The sequence below is a fragment of the Streptomyces sp. BK208 genome, from assembly GCF_004364245.1.
Lineage (GTDB): Bacteria > Actinomycetota > Actinomycetes > Streptomycetales > Streptomycetaceae > Streptomyces.
Genome location: NZ_SOAV01000008.1, coordinates 75,889 through 95,853 on the forward strand (window position 1 = coordinate 75,889; position 19,965 = coordinate 95,853).

General features: G+C 71.3%; 12 protein-coding genes. 8 read left to right on the top strand and 4 right to left on the bottom strand.

The window, feature by feature from the left end; translation table 11 throughout:
* The first annotated feature begins 93 nt into the window (after nt 1-93).
* Entirely contained in the window at nt 94-1,863 is a 1,770-nt protein-coding gene (locus tag EV562_RS20600) for an NAD+ synthase (protein WP_133888297.1), read from the top strand.
* 24 nt (nt 1,864-1,887) lie between these two features.
* Here EV562_RS20600 and EV562_RS20605 read toward each other — a convergent pair whose 3' ends face one another.
* Nucleotides 1,888-2,334 carry a VOC family protein gene (locus EV562_RS20605; RefSeq protein ID WP_133888298.1) on the bottom strand — a complete coding sequence of 149 codons (447 nt, stop codon included), beginning with the start codon at nt 2,332-2,334 and terminating at the stop codon, nt 1,888-1,890.
* A 212-nt stretch (nt 2,335-2,546) separates the two neighbouring features.
* On the opposite strand from EV562_RS20605, the gene EV562_RS20610 reads away from it, so the two are divergent.
* Nucleotides 2,547-5,564, top strand: a complete 3,018-nt coding sequence (locus EV562_RS20610) for a bifunctional [glutamine synthetase] adenylyltransferase/[glutamine synthetase]-adenylyl-L-tyrosine phosphorylase (protein ID WP_133888299.1) — start codon at nt 2,547-2,549, stop codon at nt 5,562-5,564.
* Between the two features lie 82 nt (nt 5,565-5,646).
* Here EV562_RS20610 and EV562_RS20615 read toward each other — a convergent pair whose 3' ends face one another.
* Both EV562_RS20615 and EV562_RS20620 read right to left on the bottom strand, forming a co-directional pair.
* The gene (locus EV562_RS20615) at nt 5,647-6,507 is read right to left on the bottom strand and encodes a phosphatase PAP2 family protein (protein ID WP_133888300.1); all 861 of its coding nucleotides are present in this window, start codon (nt 6,505-6,507) and stop codon (nt 5,647-5,649) included.
* A 94-nt stretch (nt 6,508-6,601) separates the two neighbouring features.
* Entirely contained in the window at nt 6,602-7,636 is a 1,035-nt protein-coding gene (locus tag EV562_RS20620; protein WP_133888301.1) for a LacI family DNA-binding transcriptional regulator, read from the bottom strand.
* A 391-nt stretch (nt 7,637-8,027) separates the two neighbouring features.
* On the opposite strand from EV562_RS20620, the gene EV562_RS20625 reads away from it, so the two are divergent.
* From EV562_RS20625 to EV562_RS20650, 6 genes are all read left to right on the top strand, one after another.
* Entirely contained in the window at nt 8,028-9,299 is a 1,272-nt protein-coding gene (locus EV562_RS20625) for an extracellular solute-binding protein (RefSeq protein WP_133888302.1), read from the top strand.
* A gap of 99 nt (nt 9,300-9,398) precedes the next feature.
* Nucleotides 9,399-10,403 (top strand): sugar ABC transporter permease, encoded by a 1,005-nt coding sequence (locus EV562_RS20630; RefSeq protein WP_133888303.1) that lies wholly within the window; start codon nt 9,399-9,401, stop codon nt 10,401-10,403.
* A 13-nt stretch (nt 10,404-10,416) separates the two neighbouring features.
* Complete coding sequence (locus EV562_RS20635) at nt 10,417-11,328, top strand: ABC transporter permease subunit (protein ID WP_133888304.1); 912 nt, start codon at nt 10,417-10,419, stop codon at nt 11,326-11,328.
* Between the two features lie 112 nt (nt 11,329-11,440).
* Complete coding sequence (locus tag EV562_RS20640; protein ID WP_133888305.1) at nt 11,441-13,123, top strand: glycoside hydrolase family 13 protein; 1,683 nt, start codon at nt 11,441-11,443, stop codon at nt 13,121-13,123.
* A 219-nt stretch (nt 13,124-13,342) separates the two neighbouring features.
* Nucleotides 13,343-18,757 (top strand): pullulanase-type alpha-1,6-glucosidase, encoded by a 5,415-nt coding sequence (gene pulA / locus EV562_RS20645; RefSeq protein ID WP_166661914.1) that lies wholly within the window; start codon nt 13,343-13,345, stop codon nt 18,755-18,757.
* A gap of 47 nt (nt 18,758-18,804) precedes the next feature.
* A complete protein-coding gene (locus tag EV562_RS20650) occupies nt 18,805-19,158 on the top strand; it encodes an isomerase (RefSeq protein WP_133888307.1) in 354 nt (117 codons plus the stop codon).
* 87 nt (nt 19,159-19,245) lie between these two features.
* On the opposite strand, the gene EV562_RS20655 is transcribed toward EV562_RS20650, so the two are convergent.
* Nucleotides 19,246-19,935: a TetR/AcrR family transcriptional regulator gene (locus EV562_RS20655; protein WP_133888308.1), complete on the bottom strand. Its 690-nt coding sequence runs from the start codon at nt 19,933-19,935 to the stop codon at nt 19,246-19,248.
* Nucleotides 19,936-19,965: the final 30 nt, after the last annotated feature.

The following is a 19,965-nucleotide window of genomic DNA, read 5'->3' on the forward strand; positions in this document are numbered from 1 at the left end:
CGCGAGTGACGTGAGCCGCGCGTGAGGTCCCGGAAATCTCGCGGAAACACGGACGTCACCCCATTGCGTCGTTCTGACGATTAGAGTGGGCGCGTGCCCCGCCTGCGACTTGCCCTGAACCAGATCGACTCCACCGTCGGCGACCTCGACGGCAACGCCGAGTCGGTCCTGCGCTGGACCCGGCACTCGGCCGGGCAGGGAGCGCACCTGGTGGCGTTCCCGGAGATGACGCTGACCGGGTATCCGGTGGAGGACCTGGCGCTCAGGTCCTCCTTCGTCGAGGCCTCCCGCGCCACCCTGCGCTCCCTCGCGGCCCGGCTGGCGGACGACGGCCTCGGCGGGGTCCCCGTGGTCGTCGGCTACCTCGACCGCTCGGCGGCGGCCCGGCCGAAGTACGGCCAGCCCGCAGGCGCCCCGCAGAACGCGGCGGCCGTGCTGCACGGCGGCGAGGTGGCGCTGACCTTCGCCAAGCACCACCTGCCGAACTACGGCGTCTTCGACGAGTTCCGCTACTTCGTGCCCGGCGACACCCTGCCCGTGGTGCGGGTGCGCGGTGTGGACGTGGCGCTGGCCATCTGCGAGGACCTGTGGCAGGACGGCGGCCGGGTGCCGGCCGCACGCTCGGCCCGCGCCGGGCTGCTGCTGTCCGTCAACGCCTCCCCGTACGAGCGCGACAAGGACGACACCCGGCTGGAGCTGGTCACCAAGCGTGCCCAGGAGGCCGGCTGCACCACCGCCTACCTCGCCATGACCGGCGGGCAGGACGAGCTGGTCTTCGACGGCGACTCGATCGTCGTCGACCGGGACGGCGAGGTGCTGGCGCGGGCGCCGCAGTTCACCGAGGGCTGCGTGGTGCTGGACCTCGACCTGCCGGCCGCCGAGCCGGAGCCGCCCACGGGCGTCGTGGACGACGGGCTGCGCATCGACCGGGTGCTCCTCGCCGGGGAAGCCGGGCGGCAGGCGCCGCTCCCCGCCGGTGCGCAGTGGCTGTCCGGCGGGCGCGCCGAGCCGCTGGACGACGACGAGGAGGTCTACTCGGCGCTCGTCACCGGCCTGCGCGCGTACGTCACGAAGAACGGCTTCCGCTCGGTGCTGATCGGGCTGTCCGGCGGCATCGACTCCGCGCTGGTCGCGTCGATCGCCTGCGACGCGCTCGGCGCGCCGCACGTGTACGGCGTCTCGATGCCGTCCGCGTACTCCTCCGGGCACTCCAGGGACGACGCGGCCGAGCTGGCCCGGCGCACCGGCCTCCACTACCGCACCGTGTCCATCGAGCCGATGTTCGACGCGTACACGGGCGCGCTGGAGCTGACCGGCCTGGCGGAGGAGAACCTCCAGTCCCGGTTGCGCGGGACGCTGCTGATGGCGCTCTCCAACCAGGAGGGCCACCTGGTCCTGGCGCCGGGCAACAAGTCGGAGCTGGCGGTCGGCTACTCGACGCTGTACGGCGACTCGGTGGGCGCGTACGGGCCCATCAAGGACGTGTACAAGACCTCGGTCTTCCGCCTCGCCGAGTGGCGCAACCGCGCCGCCGAGGACCGCGGCCGGACGCCGCCCATCCCGGAGAACTCGATCACCAAGCCGCCGAGCGCGGAGCTGCGCCCCGGCCAGGTCGACACGGACTCGCTGCCCGACTACCCGGTGCTCGACGCCATCCTCGACCTCTACGTCGACCGGGACCGGAGCGCGGACGAGATCGTGGCCGCCGGGTACGACCGCGAGCTGGTGACGCGGACGCTGCGCATGGTGGACATCGCGGAGTACAAGCGGCGGCAGTACCCGCCGGGCACCAAGATCTCGTCCAAGGGCTTCGGCAAGGACCGCCGCCTGCCGGTCACCAACCGCTGGCGGGAGAGCGGCTGAGGGACCGGCCGGCGGCGCGGCCGGTCAGCCCTCGCTCTTGAGGTCCGCCAGCACCTTGTGCAGCGGCTCCGCCACCCGGCGCCGGTACTCCTGGATCGCCCAGCCGTTGCCGTCCGGGTCCTTGAAGTACATGAAGGTGGCGCCGTCGTCCGGGGCGTACTGCACCGGCTCCGAGACGTCGAGGCCGCGCGCGGTCAGCTCCGCGTGGGCCGCCTTGATGTCGGCGACGCAGAGCTGGAGACCCTGGTAGGAGCCCGGTTCCGGCCGGGTCTGCCCCTGCGCCATGTCCCAGATGGCGTCACCGAGGGCCACCGAACAGCCGGAGCCCGGCGGCGTCAGCTGGACGATCCGCATACCCGGCATGACCTCCTGGTCGATGTCGACGTGGAAACCGACCTTGTCCCGGTAGAAGTCACGGGCACGGTCGATGTCGGACACGGGCAGCGGGATGACTTCGAGCGTGAAGTCCATGGACGCTCCTTCGGCATTCTCCGGACTGTGCGGCGCTTTCGTCCGCTTCGTCGAACCGTTCGTGTCCAAGATGGCGCACGGGCCCGGGCCGGTCCAGCGGGATCCGGAAGCGGTACGCCCCGGCGCCCGCGCGCCGATCCCCGGTTACGCTCAGCCCGTACGACCTTGATCCCGCCGGGCCCACCGCCCGCACAGTCCGACAGGAGGCCGAGATGACGGCGCCGGGGCGCAGGAGCAGTACCTTCACGCGGCTGCTGCGGCACGGCTTCACCGATCCCTCGGCCGCCGAACGGCTGCTGGAGGGCGCCGAGCTGGCCGAGCTGCGCGCCGACCCCGTGCTGCTTGAGGCGCTGGGCGCCACCGCCGACCCGGACCTCGCCCTGCACGGACTGGTGCGGCTCCTGGAGGCGCAGCCCGACCCCACCGCACGCCAGGAACTGCTGGACACCCTGATAGCGGCCAAGCCGCTGCGCGACCGTCTCCTCGGGGTGCTCGGCGCCTCCGAGGCGCTCGGCGACCACCTCGCCCGGCACGCCGGGGACTGGCAGGCCCTGGTGACGTACGAGCCGCGGGACCTGCACCGCGGGGTCGAGGAGTTCGAACGGGGGCTCGCCGAGGCCACCGACCCGGTGTCCCTGCGCGTCGCCTACCGGCGCTGCCTGCTGTCCATCGCCGCCCGCGACGTCTGCGGCACCATCGACGTCGCCGAGACCGCCGCCGAGCTGGCCGATCTCGCCACCGCCACCCTGCGGGCCGCCCTGGCCCTCGCCGAGGCGGCCGCGCCCGAGGACGCCGCGCGCTGCCGGCTCGCGGTGATCGCGATGGGCAAGTGCGGCGGCCACGAGCTGAACTACGTCTCCGACGTCGACGTGATCTTCGTGGGGGAGGCCGCGGAAGGCACGGCGGGCACGGAAGGCGCGGACGTCGACGAGAGCAAGGCGCTGCGGGCCGCGACCTCGCTCGCCTCGCACATGATGCGGATCTGCTCCGAGACCACCGTCGAGGGCTCCATCTGGCCCGTCGACGCCAACCTCCGCCCCGAGGGCCGCAACGGCCCGCTGGTGCGCACCCTCAGCAGCCACGTCGCCTACTACCAGCGCTGGGCCAAGACCTGGGAGTTCCAGGCGCTGCTCAAGGCCCGCCCGGTGGCCGGCGACCCCGGCCTCGGCGCCGAGTACGTCGCCGCCCTCCAGCCCCTGGTGTGGCAGGCCGCCGACCGCGAGAACTTCGTCCCGGACGTGCAGAAGATGCGCCGCCGGGTGATCGAGAACATCCCCGTCGCCGAGGTCGACCGGCAGCTCAAGCTCGGGCCCGGCGGCCTGCGGGACGTCGAGTTCGCCGTGCAGCTGCTCCAGCTGGTGCACGGGCGGGCCGACACCTCGCTGCACAGCGGCACGACGCTGGCCGCGCTTGAGGCCCTCGCGGCGGGCGGCTACGTCGGCCGCACCGACGCCGCCCAGCTCGACGAGGCGTACCGCTTCCTGCGCTCCATGGAGCACCGCATCCAGCTGCACCGGCTGCGCCGCACCCACCTGGTGCCCGAGGACGAGGCCGACCTGCGCCGCCTCGGCCGCTCGCTCGGCCTGCGCACCGACCCGGTGGCCGGGCTGCTGCGCGCGTGGAAGCGGCACGCCTCCGTCGTCCGCCGGCTGCACGAGAAGCTGTTCTACCGGCCGCTGCTCGACGCCGTCGCCCAGCTGGCCCCCGGCGAGGCCCGGCTGAGCCCCGAGGCGGCCCGCGAACGCATGGTCGCCCTCGGGTACGCCGACCCGGCCGCCGCGCTCAGGCACCTGGAGGCGCTCGCGTCCGGCGTCACCCGCAAGGCGGCCATCCAGCGGACCCTGCTGCCCGTGCTGCTGGGCTGGTTCGCCGACTCCGCCGACCCGGACACCGGGCTGCTCAACTTCCGCAAGGTCTCCGACGCGCTCGGCAACACGCCCTGGTACCTCAGGCTGCTGCGGGACGAGGGCGCCGCCGCCGAGAACCTCGCCCGCGTCCTGTCCGCCGGGCGGCTCGCCCCCGACCTGCTGATGCGCGCCCCGGAGGCCGTCGCACTGCTCGGCGACGGCGCCGCCGGGGGACTGCGGCCGCGCGGCCGGGCCCAGCTGGAGCAGGAGGCGCTCGCCGCGGTCCGCCGCGCCGACGACGCCACCCAGGCCGTCAACGCCGTGCGCGGCGTGCGGCGCAGGGAGCTGTTCCGCACGGCCGCGGCGGACATCGTCGGCTCCTACGGCACCGAGTCCCAGCCCGTCGAGGCCGACCAGGGCGCCCTGGTGGACCTGGTGGGCGGCGCGGTGTCCGACCTGACGGCGGCGACCCTGGCGGGGACGCTGCGGGCGGTCGTGCGCGACAAGTGGGGCGACGTGCTGCCGACCCGGTTCGCGATCATCGGCATGGGCCGGTTCGGCGGGCACGAGCTGGGCTACGGCTCCGACGCGGACGTGCTGTTCGTGCACGAGCCCCGCGACGGGGTGGGCGAGCGGGAGGCGGGGGACGCGGCCAACAAGGTCGTCGCCGAGATGCGCCGCCTGCTCCAGGTGCCGAGCGCCGACCCGCCCCTGCTGATCGACGCCGACCTGCGGCCCGAGGGCAGGTCCGGGCCGCTGGTGCGCACCCTGAAGTCGTACGAGGCCTACTACCGGCGCTGGTCACTGGGGTGGGAGTCGCACGCCCTGCTGCGGGCCGAGTTCGTCGCCGGGGACGAGGACCTGGGACGGCGCTTCGTCGAGCTGATCGACCCGCTGCGGTACCCGGAGGGCGGCCTGGAGGAGGACGCCGTACGGGAGATCCGGCGGCTCAAGGCCCGGATGGAGTCCGAGCGGCTGCCGCGCGGGGCGGACCCCAAGCTGCACGCCAAACTCGGGCCGGGCGGCCTGTCCGACGTGGAGTGGACCGTGCAGCTGCTCCAGCTGCGGCACGGGCACGAGGTCGCCGGGCTGCGGACCACCCGGACGCGCCCGGCGCTGGCCGCCGCACGCGACGCCGGGTTCGTGTCGCCGGAACACGCCGAGATCCTCGACGAGGCGTGGGTGCTGGCGACGCGGGTGCGCAACGCGGTGATGCTGGTCCGCGGGCGGGCCGGCGACACCTTCCCGACCGACCCGCGCGAGCTGGCCGCCGTCGGCCGCTACCTGGGCCACGGCCCGGGCCACGCGGGCGACATGCTGGACGAGTACCGCCGCACGGCCCGCCGGGCGCGGACGGTGGTGGAGGAACTGTTCTACGCGTGACGGCTGCCGCCCCCCTCGGGGGTGCCGCCCCGGGGGGCCTCGCAGGCCCTTCAGGCACAGGGGGAGGCACGATCGCCCGCGGCTACGTACGCCCCGGCAACACCCTCCGCCGCCGCGCGGCGCCCGGCACCACCCGGGGCAACGCGTACGGCAGCTTCCCGTACCAGACGAGAGCCACGCCGTACCCGAACGCCAGACACGCCACACCCCCCACCGCGTCCAGCCAGAAGTGGTTCGCCGTGGCCACGATCACCACCAGCGTCAGCGCCGGATACAGCAGCCCCAGCACCCGCACCCACGGCACGGACGCCAGCGCGAAGATCGTCAGCCCGCACCACACCGACCACCCGATGTGCATCGACGGCATCGCGGCGTACTGGTTGGACATGTTCTTCAGGTCCCCGGACGCCATCGACCCCCACGTCTCGTGCACCATCACCGTGTCGACGAAGTGCCCGCCGTTCATCAGCCGGGGCGGCGCGAGCGGATACAGGTAGTAGCCGACCAGGGCGACACCCGTGGTCGCGAAGAGGACCAGCCGGGTCGCCGCGTAACGGCCGGGATGACTGCGGTAGAGCCACACCAGGACACCCAGGGTCACCACGAAGTGCAGCGTGGCGTAGTAGTAGTTCATGCCGACGACCAGCCAAGTCACCGAGTTCACGGCGTGATTGACGGACTCCTCGACGGCGATGCCGAGTTGCTGCTCGGCGTGCCAGATCCAGTCGGCGTTGCGCAGCGCCGCCGTCCGCTGTTCCGGCACCGCGTTGCGGACGAGGGAGTACGTCCAGTAACTCAGCGCGATCAGCAGGATCTCGAACCAGAGACGGGGACGGCGCGGGGCGCGCGGACGGCGCAGGAAGCCCCTACCCGTCGTCCCGGGGACGGGGTGCGGGACGACGTCCTCCTGGCGTTCCCGAGTCCTCACGATCGCGTCACCCATAGGCACGAAGTCTGCCAGAAAAGCCTTCTTCCACCGATCATCCCCCAGGCCGGTCCGACCCGCATCCGCCCCCGGGCCGGCACCCCGGGAAACGTCAGGGGCGCAGGCGCTCGCCCGGAGCCGACGCCGTCGAGCCGCGTACCACCAGCTCCGGCATGAACACGAACTCGCTGTGCGGTGCCGGGGTCCCGCCGATCTCCTCCAGCAGGGTCCGCACCGCCGCCTGTCCCATCGCCGGGACCGGTTTGCGGACCGTGGTCAGCGGCGGGTCGGTGAAGGCGATCAGCGGCGAGTCGTCGAACCCGACGACCGAGACGTCCTTGGGCACGTCCAGGCCCAGCTGCCGGGCCGCGCGTATCGCGCCCAGCGCCATCATGTCGCTGGCGCAGACCACCGCGGTGCAGTCCCGGCCGATGAGCGCGGTGGCCGCGGCCTGACCGCCCTCCAGGGTGTACAGCGAGTGCTGGACCAGTTCCTTCTCCACCGTCTCGGCGCTCAGGCCCAACTGCTCCTGCACGGTGCGCACGAACCCCTCGATCTTGCGCTGCACCGGCACGAACCGCTTCGGCCCGAGGGCCAGTCCGATCCGGGTGTGGCCGAGCGAGACGAGGTGGGTGACCGCGAGGCTCATCGCGGCCCGGTCGTCGGGGGAGATGAACGGCGCCTGCACCTGCGAGGAGAAACCGTCGACGAGGACGAACGGCACGCCCTGCGCGCGCAGCCGCTCGTAGCGCTGCATGTCGGCGGTGGTGTCGGCGTGCAGTCCCGAGACGTAGATGATGCCGGCGACCCCGCGGTCGACCAGCATCTCGGTCAGCTCGTCCTCGGTGGAGCCGCCCGGCGTCTGGGTGGCGAGGACCGGCGTGTAGCCCTGACGGGTCAGCGCCTGGCCGATGACCTGGGCGAGCGCCGGGAATATCGGGTTCTCCAGCTCCGGGGTGATCAGGCCGACGAGGCCCTCGCTGCGCTGCCGCAGCCGCACCGGACGCTCGTAGCCCAGCACGTCGAGGGCGGCGAGCACGGACTGGCGGGTGGTGGCGGCGACGCCCGGCTTCCCGTTGAGGACGCGGCTGACCGTCGCTTCGCTCACTCCCGCCTGGGCGGCGATGTCGGCAAGCCGTGTGGTCACAGGGGTGGACTGTACCTGTCGCCCGCCTCCTTGCACACCGATCGGGCGCCGTGGGCGGCCTGTTGGGCGGCCCGTCGGACGGCCCGGGGCGGGCTGCTGCGTCATCGCGCTCCCTCGAGAAAGTGGCGGCAAGAGCTTGCAGAGTCTTGCACAACCCGCCCGATACCGCTCGGGCCCCGTAAACAAGCGTCTCATGACGGTCGCCGAGAGGTCACGCCCGGATAACTTCGGAGATCCCTTGCACATTTTTGCTGCAAGACCTTTCGCCGGGCTTTCAACGCTGTTACGTTCACGTCGCTCGGCGGCGGCAACGACGCGGCCGACATCGGCAGGAGCGGCGGACGGGCCCGCACCCTGCACGACACGGGCTTTTCACCCTCAAGGAGAACTCATGCGGCGTGGCATAGCGGCCACCGCGCTGGTGGCGTCCCTCGCCCTGGCGGCGACGGCGTGCGGCGGGGACGGCGACAGCGACAGCGAGTCGGGCGGACCGGTCACCATCACTTACTGGGACACCTCCAACGCGACCAACGAGGCGCCGACCTACAAGGCCCTGGTCAAGGAGTTCGAGGCCGCCAACAAGGGCGTCAAGGTCAACTTCGTCAACGTCCCCTTCGACCAGGCGCAGAACAAGTTCGACACCGCCGCAGGCTCCAAGGGCGCCCCCGACGTGCTGCGCTCCGAGGTCGGCTGGACGCCCGCCTTCGCCAAGAAGGGCTTCTTCCTGCCGCTGGACGGCACCGACGCCCTCGCCGAGCAGGACAAGTTCCAGCCCAACCTGATCGAGCAGGCCAAGTACGAGGGCAAGACCTACGGCGTGCCGCTGGTCACCGACACCCTCGCCTTCGTCTACAACAAGGAACTCTTCGAGAAGGCCGGCGTCGAGGCCCCCAAGACCTGGGACGACCTCAAGAAGGCCGCCGCCACCATCAAGGACAAGACCGGCGCCGACGGCTACTGGGCCTCCACGGCCGGCTACTACGCGCAGCCGTTCCTGTACGGCGAGGGCACCGACACGGTCGACGCCGACGCCAAGAAGGTGACCGTCAACTCGGCCGCGGCCAAGAAGGGCTACGGCACCTGGCTGAGCCTGTTCGACGGCAAGGGCCTGCACAAGGCCGACACCACCGCCGACGCCTACGCCCACATCCAGGAGGCGTTCGTCAGCGGCAAGGTCGCCTCGATCGTCCAGGGCCCGTGGGAGATCACCAACTTCTACAAGGGCACGGCGTTCAAGGACAAGAACAACCTCGGCATCGCCACCGTCCCGGCCGGCACCACCGGCAAGGCGGGCGCCCCGACCGGCGGCCACAACCTGTCGGTCTACGCCGGTTCGGACAAGGCGCACCAGGAGGCCGCGCTGAAGTTCGTGAACTTCATGACCTCGGCGAAGTCCCAGGAGACCGTCGCCCTGAAGAACTCCACGCTGCCGACCCGCGACGACGCCTACACCGACAAGGTCAAGGCCGACCCGGGCATCGCCGGCTTCCAGACGGTCCTGCCCGCCGCCCAGCCGCGCCCGGCGCTGCCGGAGTACAGCTCGCTGTGGACGCCGCTGGACGACGAACTGCCCCAGATCGCCGGTGGCAAGAAGTCCCTGGACGAGGGCCTGAGCGACGTCGAGACCGCCATCGCCAAGCTGGTGCCGGACTTCAGCAAGTAGATCCACCCGACCGCCGGGTCCCCCCGAGGGAGGGGCCCGGCGGTCACCGGCCGTGCGCCGCACCCCCGATCTTCCTGATGCTCCCGAAGGTGTCGAACCATGACAGTCACCATCGACCGCGCGACCGGCAAGCGCCGCGGTGACCGCACCCCGCGGCCCGGCCTCGGCCGGCGTCTGAAAGACGGCTACCAGAAGCACTGGTACGCCTACGCCATGATCGCGCCGGTGGCCGTCGTGATCGGCGTCCTCGTGCTGTACCCGCTGGGCTACGGCCTCTACCTGACCCTCACCGACGCCAACAGCCTCAACAGCGCGCGCACCATCGGCGTCAACGAGATCGAGGCCACCTACAAGTTCGTCGGCCTGGACAACTACGCCGACATCCTGTGGGGCCCCACGGCCTACGACCGCTTCTGGTCGCACTTCATCTGGACCATCGTGTGGACGGCCGTATGCGTCGGCCTGCACTTCTTCATCGGCCTCGGGCTCGCCCTGCTGCTCAACCAGAAGCTGCGCGGCCGCACCCTCTACCGGCTGATCCTGGTGCTGCCCTGGGCCGTGCCCACCTTCGTCACCGTCTTCGGCTGGCGCTTCATGCTCGCCGACGAGGGCGTCATCAACGCCGTCCTGGACTGGCTGCACCTGCCGACCCCCGCGTGGCTGGAGGACACCTTCTGGCAGCGGTTCTCCGCGATCATGGTCAACACCTGGTGCGGCGTGCCGTTCATGATGGTCTCGCTCCTCGGCGGCCTGCAGTCCATCGACAACAGCCTCTACGAGGCCTCCGAGATGGACGGCGCCAACGCCTGGCAGCGCTTCCGCTACGTCACGCTCCCCGGCCTGCGCTCGGTCAGCTCCACCGTCGTGCTGCTCGGCATCATCTGGACCTTCAACCAGTTCGCCGTGATCTTCCTGCTGTTCGGCAACACCGCCCCCGACGCGCAGATCCTCGTCACCTGGGCGTACCAGCTCGGCTTCGGGCAGCAGCCGCGCGACTTCGCGCAGTCCGCGGCCTACGGCATCCTGCTGCTGGCCATCCTGATCGTCTTCACCTCCTTCTACCGCCGCTGGCTGAACCGCAATGAGCAGCAGCTCGCGAACTGAGGCAGGAGCCGCCATGAGTACAAGCACCGCGCCCACCAAGGCCCCCGCCGAGCAGGTCACCGCCTCCACCGCGCCGCCGCGCAAGGTCCGCGGCCGCGGCGAACGCAGCCGCGCCGCGTCCCTCGCCTCGCACGGCGTGCTGACCCTCGCGAGCCTCGTCGCGCTCTTCCCGGTCGCCTGGCTGGTCTTCCTCTCCCTCGGCCCGGACAAGAACGACTACCTGCACCCGGGGCGCATCTGGTCGAAGATGACCTTCGACAACTACTCGTTCGTCCTCCAGGACACCAACTTCTTCGACTGGCTGAAGAGCTCGCTGATCGTGTCGCTGGGCACCACCGTCATCGGTGTGCTGGTCGCCGCGACGACCGGCTACGCGGTCTCCCGGATGCGCTTCCCGGGCTACAGGAAGCTCATGTGGGTCCTGCTGGTCACCCAGATGTTCCCGATCGCGGTCCTGATCGTGCCGATGTACCAGATCCTGTCGAAGCTCCAGCTCATCGACAACTACTTCGGCCTGATCCTGGTCTACTGCTCCACCGCGGTGCCGTACTGCGCGTGGCTGCTCAAGGGCTACTTCGACACCATCCCGTTCGAGATCGACGAGGCCGGGCGCGTCGACGGGCTGACCCCGTTCGGCACCTTCTTCCGGCTGATCCTGCCGCTGGCCCGGCCGGGCCTCGCGGTCGCCGGCTTCTACAGCTTCATCACCGCGTTCGGCGAGGTCGCCTTCGCCTCGACGTTCATGCTGAGCGACACGAAGTACACCTTCGCCGTCGGACTGCAGAGCTTCGTCAGCGAACACGACGCGCAGCGCAACCTGATGGCGGCCACCGCCGTGCTCGTCGCGATACCCGTCTCCGCGTTCTTCTACCTCGTGCAGAAGAACCTGGTGACCGGCCTCACCGCAGGCGGCACGAAGGGCTGAGCCGCCCCGGAAACGTCCGGCCGCGGTGCCCATCCGACCCCGCAGCACCGCGGCCGGCCGCCTCTTCCGCCGTCACGCCTCCACTCCGCTTCCGTTACGTACCAAGGACGACATGAGCCAGCAGCACTCCGCCGCACCGGCCCCCACCTCCTCCGTCGCCACCGTCTCCGAGCGCCACGACTGGTGGCGGGACGCGGTCATCTACCAGGTGTACCCGCGCAGCTTCGCCGACAGCAACGGCGACGGCATGGGCGACCTGGAGGGTGTCCGCACCCGCCTGCCCTACCTGCGCGACCTGGGCGTGGACGCCGTGTGGCTCAGCCCCTTCTACGCCTCCCCGCAGGCCGACGCCGGATACGACGTCGCCGACTACCGGGCCGTCGACCCCATGTTCGGCACTCTCCTGGACGCCGACGCGCTGATCCGCGACGCCCACGCGCTGGGCCTGCGCATCATCGTCGACCTGGTCCCGAACCACTCCTCCGACCAGTACGAGTGGTTCAAGCGCGCCCTCGCCGAGGGTCCCGGCTCCCCCTCCCGGGACCGCTACCACTTCCGCCCCGGCAAGGGGAAGAACGGCGAACTGCCGCCCAACGACTGGGAGTCCATCTTCGGCGGCCCCGCCTGGACCCGGGTCACGGAGCCCGACGGCACGCCGGGGGAGTGGTACCTGCACCTGTTCGCGCCCGAGCAGCCCGACTTCAACTGGGAGCACCCGGCCGTCGGCGACGAGTTCCGCTCCATCCTGCGGTTCTGGCTGGACATGGGCGTGGACGGCTTCCGCATCGACGTCGCACACGGCATGGTGAAGGCCGAGGGCCTGCCCGACCTTGGATCGCACGAGCAGCTGAAACTGCTGGGCAACGATGTCATGCCGTTCTTCGACCAGGACGGCGTGCACGAGATCTACCGGCAGTGGCGGCGCATCCTCGACGAGTACAGCGGTGAGCGGATCTTCGTCGCCGAGGCGTGGACCCCGACCGTCGAGCGCACCGCCAACTACGTCCGCCCCGACGAACTGCACCAGGCGTTCAACTTCCAGTACCTGGGCACCCACTGGGACGCCGAGGAACTGCGCACGGTCATCGACCGCACCCTGGACGCCATGCGCCCGGTCGGCGCCCCCGCCACCTGGGTGCTGTCCAACCACGACGTCACCCGGCACGCCACCCGCTTCGCCAACCCGGCGGGCCTCGGCACCCAGATCCGCCTGGCCGGTGACCGCGCGCTGGGCCTGCGCAGGGCCCGCGCCGCGACCCTGCTGATGCTCGCGCTGCCCGGCTCGGCCTACGTCTACCAGGGCGAGGAGCTGGGCCTCCCGGACGTCGTCGACCTGCCCGACGAGGTGCGCCAGGACCCGGCGTACTTCCGCGGCGCCGGCCAGGACGGCTTCCGCGACGGCTGCCGGGTGCCGATCCCGTGGACCCGCGAGGGCTCCTCGTACGGCTTCGGTGACGGCGGGAGCTGGCTGCCGCAGCCGGCCGGCTGGGGCGAGCTGAGCGTCGAGGCGCAGACCGGCGTGCCCGGCTCGACCCTGGAGCTGTACCGCGATGCCCTGTCCGTCCGCCGCTCCACCAGCGACCTCGGCGCGGGTGACGCGGTCGAGTGGCTGCGGGCCCCCGAGGGCGTCGTCGCCTTCCGGCGCGGGGAGTTCGTGTGCGTCGCCAACACCACCGGCGAGTCGGTGGCGATGCCCGCGTACGGCCGCGTGCTGCTGGCCAGCGGGGAGATCACCGAGGCGGCCGGCGAGGCCAAGGTGCCCGCGGACACGACGGTGTGGTGGACGGCCGGCTGACCGGGACCTGACGCTCCGTCCGGACCGCCGAAGGGCCCGCCGCCTCCCCCGGGGAGGCGGCGGGCCCTTCGCGTGTCGCCGCACGCCCGGATGTCGCGAGCAAGTCCGGTGAAAATCCTTTCTGTTACTTTCGCAAGTCTTGCCGCAAGACTTGCGGCAGCGCTACGGTCTCGCCGGGGTCGGACCCGAACGAGCCGTACTCGCAAGGAGCTCACGCCTGTGATACCGAGATGGCCGGTGCCTGACGCGCGCCGTACCGCACGAGTGAGACGGGTCGCGGCCGTCACCGTGACCGCGCTCGCCGCCGCCCTGCTCCCCCCGCTCGCCGCGCGCGCCGACGCCCCGCCCGCGCCCCCGTCCGACGCGCAGCTGGCGAAGACCGCCGCACGCCACGACCTGACCCGTGAGCAGTTCTACTTCGTCCTGCCGGATCGTTTCGCCAACGGCGACACCCGCAACGACAAGGGCGGCCTGACCGGCAGCCGGCTCAGCACCGGCTACGACCCCACCGACAAGGGCTTCTACCAGGGCGGCGACCTCAAGGGCCTGACCGAGAGGCTCGACTACATCAAGGGCCTGGGCACCACCTCCATCTGGATGGCGCCCATCTTCAAGAACCAGCCCGTGCAGGGCACCGGCGAGAACGCCTCGGCCGGCTACCACGGGTACTGGATCACCGACTTCACCCAGGTCGACCCGCACTTCGGCACCAACCAGGACCTGAAGAACCTCATCTCCAAGGCCCACGCCAAGGGCATGAAGGTCTTCTTCGACGTCATCACCAACCACACCGCCGACGTCGTCGACTACGAGGAGAAGTCCTACGGCTACCTCTCCAAGGGCGCCTTCCCGTACCTGACCAAGGACGGGCAGCCCTTCGACGACGCCGACTACGCCGACGGGAACCGCGGCTTCCCCCGGGTGGACACCGACGCCTTCCCGCGCACCCCCGTCGTCCCGCCCGCCAAGAAGAACCTCAAGGTCCCCTCCTGGCTCAACGACCCGGCGATGTACCACAACCGGGGCGACTCCACCTGGGCCGGCGAGTCCGCCACCTACGGCGACTTCAACGGCCTCGACGACCTGTGGACCGAGCGGCCCGAGGTCGTCGGCGGCATGGAGAAGATCTACCAGCGGTGGGTGAAGGACTTCGCCATCGACGGCTTCCGGATCGACACCGTGAAGCACGTCGACATGGAGTTCTGGACCCAGTGGGCGACCGCGCTGGACGCCTACGCCGCCAAGAAGGGCCGCGACGACTTCTTCATGTTCGGCGAGGTCTACTCCGCCGACACCTCCGTCACCGCGCCCTACGTCACCGAGGGCCGCCTGGACTCCACGCTGGACTTCCCGTTCCAGGACGCGGCCCGCGCGTACGCCTCCCAGGGCGGCAGCGCCCGCAAGCTCGCCTCGGTCTTCGGCGACGACTACAAGTACACGACCGACAAGGCCAACGCCTACGAGCAGGTCACCTTCCTCGGCAACCACGACATGGGCCGCATCGGGACCTTCCTGAAGCAGGACGACCCCGAGGCAACCGACGCCGAACTGCTGAAGAAGGACAGGCTCGCCAACGAGCTGATGTTCCTCAGCCGCGGCAACCCGGTGGTCTACTACGGCGACGAGCAGGGCTTCACCGGCGCCGGCGGCGACAAGGACGCCCGCCAGCCGATGTTCGCCTCCCGCACCGCCGACTACCTCGACGACGACCAGCTCGGCACCGACCGCACCCACGCCGAGGCCGCCTACGACACGAGCGCCCCGCTCTACCGGCAGATCAGCGCCCTCGCCGAGCTGCGCAAGTCCAACCCCGCCCTCGCCGACGGCGTCCAGACCGAGCGGTACGCGGCCGACGGCGCCGGGATCTACGCCTTCTCCCGCACCGACGCGAAGACCGGCACCGAGTACGTCGTCGCCTTCAACAACGCCGACACCGCGAAGAGCGCCGCCTTCGCCACCGGCTCGGCGCACATGACCTTCCGCGGCCTGTACGGCACCGACGCCAAAGTGAAGTCGGGCGCCGACAAGAAGGTCACCGTCACCGTCCCGGCCGGGTCGGCCGTCGTCCTCAAGGCCGCGGGCAGGCTCGCGGCGCCCGCCGCCAAACCGACGATCACCCTCCGCGCTCCGGAACCCGGCGCCACCGGCACCGTCGAGCTGAACGCCGACGTCGCGGGTGGACAGCTCAACCGCGTCGTCTTCGCCGCCCAGACCGGCGACGGCAAGTGGCGCACCCTCGGCACCGCCGACCACGCCCCCTACAAGGTCACCCAGGCTGTCGACGCGGACACCCCGGCCGGCACCGCCCTGCGCTACAAGGCGGTCGTCGTGGACTCGGCCGGCCGCACCGCGAGCGCCACGGCCGCCTCCACCACCGGCACCCCGCCCGCCGAGGAGGTGCCCACCGCCGCGTCCCGGGACTACGCCGTCGTCCACTACAAGCGCGCGGACGGGAACTACGACGACTGGGGCCTGTACGCCTGGGGCGACCTCGCCGACGGCGAGGCGACCACCTGGCCCGGGACCCACCCCTTCACCGGCCGGGACGCCTACGGCGCCTTCGCCTACGTCAAGCTCAAGCCCGGCGCGTCGAACGTCGGCTTCCTCGTCATCGACAAGGACGGCAACAAGGACGTCGCCGCCGACCGCACCATCGACGTCACCGAGACCGGCGAGGTGTGGATCGAGCAGGGCAAGGAGCAGGTCGCCACGGAGCAGCCCGAGTACCCGGCCCAGGACACCACCAAGGCCGTACTGCACTACAAGCGCGCCGACGGCAACTACGACGGCTGGGGCCTGCACGTCTGGGGCGACGCCGCGAACCCCACCGACTGGGCGAAGCCCCTCCAGCCGGTGAGGACCGACCCGTACGGCGCCGTCTTCGAAGTGCCCCTCACCGAGGGCGCGAGCAGCCTCAGCTACATCGTCCACAAGGGCGACGAGAAGGACCTGCCCACCGACCAGGCCCTCGACCTCAAGGCCGACGGCCACGAGGTGTGGCTGCTGAGCGGTCAGGAGGAGTACCTGCTGCCGCAGCCCGCGGGCTCCGCGGCGGCCGTCGACCTCACCACCTCCAAGGCGGTCTGGATCGACCGGAACACCGTCGCCTGGAACGGCTCGGACGGCGCCGCCTCCACCCAGCTGCTCGCCTCCCGCACCGGCTCCATCACCGCCGAAGGCGGCAGGCTCACCGGCGACGACCAGCAGTGGCTCCGCCTCACCAGGAGCGCACTCACCGACGCCCAGAAGGCGAAGTTCCCGCACCTGAAGGAGTACACCGCCTGGTCGGTCGACCCGCGCGACCGCGACCGGGTCCGCGAGGCCCTGCGCGGCCAGGTCGTCGCCACCCAGCACACCGCCGACGGAGCCCTGCTCGCCGCGACGGGCGTACAGACCGCCGGCGCCCTGGACGACCTGTACGCGGACCGTGCGACCAAGGCCGACCTCGGCCCGGTCTTCCGGCACGGGCGGCCCACCCTCTCCGTGTGGGCGCCGACCGCGCAGGACGTGAAGCTGGAGATCGGCGACCGCACGGTGCGGATGCGCCGCGACGACGCCACCGGCGTCTGGTCCGTCACCGGCCCGAAGTCCTGGCAGGGCAAGGCCTACCGGTACGCCGTCAAGGTGTGGGCGCCCACCGCGGGCGAGGTCGTCACCAACAAGGTCACCGACCCCTACTCCCTCGCCCTGACCACCGACTCCGAGCGCAGCCTCGTCGTCGACCTGGACGACCGCTCCCTCGCCCCGCGCGGCTGGGACGGCTACCGGAAGCCCGAGGCGGTGCCGCTGCGGGACGCCCAGATCCAGGAGCTGCACATCCGCGACTTCTCCGTCGCCGACCCGACGGCGGACGCGGACCACCGCGGCACCTACCTCGCCTTCACCGACAAGGACAGCGACGGCTCGAAGCACCTGCGCGAGCTGGCCGAGGCCGGCACGTCCTACGTGCACCTGCTGCCCGCCTTCGACATCGCCACCATCCCCGAGAAGAAGTCCGAGCAGACGACGCCCGACTGCGACCTCGCCGCCCTCCCGGCCGACTCCGAGAAGCAGCAGGAGTGCGTGACGAAGGCCGCCGCCAAGGACGCCTTCAACTGGGGCTACGACCCGTACCACTACACGGTCCCCGAGGGTTCCTACGCCACCGACCCGGACGGCACCGGGCGCACCGTCGAGTTCCGCAGGATGGTCAAGGCCCTCAACGACGACGGCCTGCGCGTCGTCATGGACGTCGTCTACAACCACACGGCCGCGAGCGGCCAGGCCGGGACGAGCGTCCTCGACCGGATCGTGCCCGGCTACTACCAGCGGCTGCTCGCCGACGGCTCGGTGGCCAACAGCACCTGCTGCGCCAACACCGCCACCGAGAACACCATGATGGGCAAGCTCGTCGTGGACTCGGTCGTCACCTGGGCCAAGGAGTACAAGGTCGACGGCTTCCGCTTCGACCTCATGGGCCACCACCCCAAGGCCAACATCCTCGCGGTCAGGAAGGCACTGGACGCGCTGACCCCCGAGAAGGACGGCGTCGACGGCAAGAAGATCATCCTGTACGGCGAGGGCTGGAACTTCGGGGAGGTCGCCGACGACGCCCGCTTCATCCAGGCCACCCAGAAGAACATGGCCGGCACCGGCATCGCCACCTTCTCCGACCGGGCCCGTGACGCCGTGCGCGGCGGCGGCCCCTTCGACGAGGACCCCGGCGTCCAGGGCTTCGCCTCCGGCCTCTACACCGACCCCAACGGCTCGCCGGACAACGGCACCGAGGCCGAGCAGAAGGCCCGCCTGCTGCACTACCAGGACCTGATCAAGGTCGGGCTGAGCGGCAACCTCGCCGACTACACCTTCACCGGCACCGACGGCAAGGTGGTCAAGGGCTCCGAGGTCGACTACAACGGCGCCCCCGCCGGATACGCGGCGGCCCCCGGCGACGCCCTCGCCTATGCCGACGCCCACGACAACGAGTCCCTGTTCGACGCGCTCACCTTCAAGCTGCCGAAGGACACCTCCGCCGACGACCGGGCCCGCATGCAGGTCCTCGCCATGGCGACCGCCGCCCTCTCGCAAGGCCCGGCGCTCTCCCAGGCCGGCACCGACCTGCTGCGCTCCAAGTCGCTGGACCGCAACTCCTTCGACAGCGGCGACTGGTTCAACGCCCTCCACTGGAACTGCGCCGACGGCAACGGCTTCGGCCGCGGACTTCCGCCGGCCGCCGACAACCGGGACAAGTGGTCCTACGCCAAGCCCCTGCTGGGCTCGGTGCGGGTGGGCTGCCCGCAGATCACCGGTGCCTCGGCGGCGTACCGGGACCTGCTGAGGATCCGCACCGGCGAGAAGGACTTCTCCCTGGCCACGGCCGGGCAGGTGCGGTCCCGGCTCTCCTTCCCGCTCTCCGGCACGCGGGAGACCCCCGGCGTGATCACCATGAGCCTCGGTGACCTGGTCGTGGTCTTCAACGCGACCCCGCGGGAGCAGCGCCAGCGGGTGACCGAGGCGGCGGGGACCGGCTACCGGCTGCACCCGGTGCAGGCGTCGGGGACGGACCCGGTCGTGAAGAAGGCGGACTACGCGGAGGAATCGGGCACCTTCACGGTGCCGGGCCGCACGGTGGCGGTCTTCACCCGCGGGAGCTAGCGCCCCGCGGTTAGGGTGCTCCTGTCCACCGCAGAACAGGAGCACCCATGCCGCAGATCAGTGTCGAGCGTTCCCCCCATCTCGACGACGTCGACTGGGAGGAGTTCGCGCTCGCCCTGCACCCGGTGGTCGTCGAGACGGCCGGGGCGCGACCGGAGGCGTGCAAGACGCGGGTGACGGTCACCGAGGACGAGGTCGTCGGAGCGGAGCGCGACCGGCACGCCGTCGTCAACGTCTCGATCGCCCTGCTCGCCGGACGCGACGAGGCGACCAAGGCCCGGCTCACCGAGGCCGTGGTGGAACTGCTGCGCAAGCACGTCCAGCCCAGGGACGGCATCCGGCTGCACCTGTCGGCCGAGGTCCGCGACCTGGACCCGTCGTACCGGAAGTTCGAGGGGTAGGGGGTGTCGTTCGGATCAGGCCGGCTCCGGGCGACGGTGCCCTGTTGCCGGACCCCGCGACCCACGGCAAGATCCAAACGACACCCCCTAGCCGAGCAGCTCCGCGAGCCGGCCGGCCAGGTTCCCTAGGGGGCCGTCGGCCGGCTCGGCGGCGACCACGCGGCGCACGAGGGCGGCCATCCACGCGTCGTGCGCGGCGCTCACCGCCAGCAGCGCGCCGAAGTCCTGCACGAGCTGCGCCTCCAGCTCGGCGCGCGGGATGCGGCGCCCGTCCAGCCAGAGCAGCGCCGTCGACTCGGCGAGCGAGATCCAGGAGCGGACGACCAGTTCCAGACGCGCGGGCGGCTCGGTGACGTCCAGGTGCGAAAGGATCTGGACATACGCGGCCTGCCGTACGGAGTCGACGAGCGCGTTGGTCGTGGACGAGCCCACCGCCGGGCCGCCGCGCATCAGGGCCGAGAAACCCGGGCCGTGGCCGTCGACGAAGTCGAAGTAGCGGCCCATGACCCGCAGCAGTCGCGCGCCCAGCGGACCCGTCCGAGGCTCCGCGAACCGGGCCGCCAGATCGTCCGCGGCACGCTTCAACGCGGCCTCGTACAGGCTGAGTTTGCCGGGGAAGTAGTGGTAGACCAGCGGGCGCGAGATGCCCGCCGCCGACGCTATCTCGTCGATGGAGACCTCGTCGGGCGAGCGGCGGCTGAACAGATCGAGCGCGACGCCGATCAACTGCTGCCGTCGCTCCTCGACGCCCATTCTGCGGCGCACCCCGGTAGTCATACGAATACCTTACCGATCGAATCCGGCCCT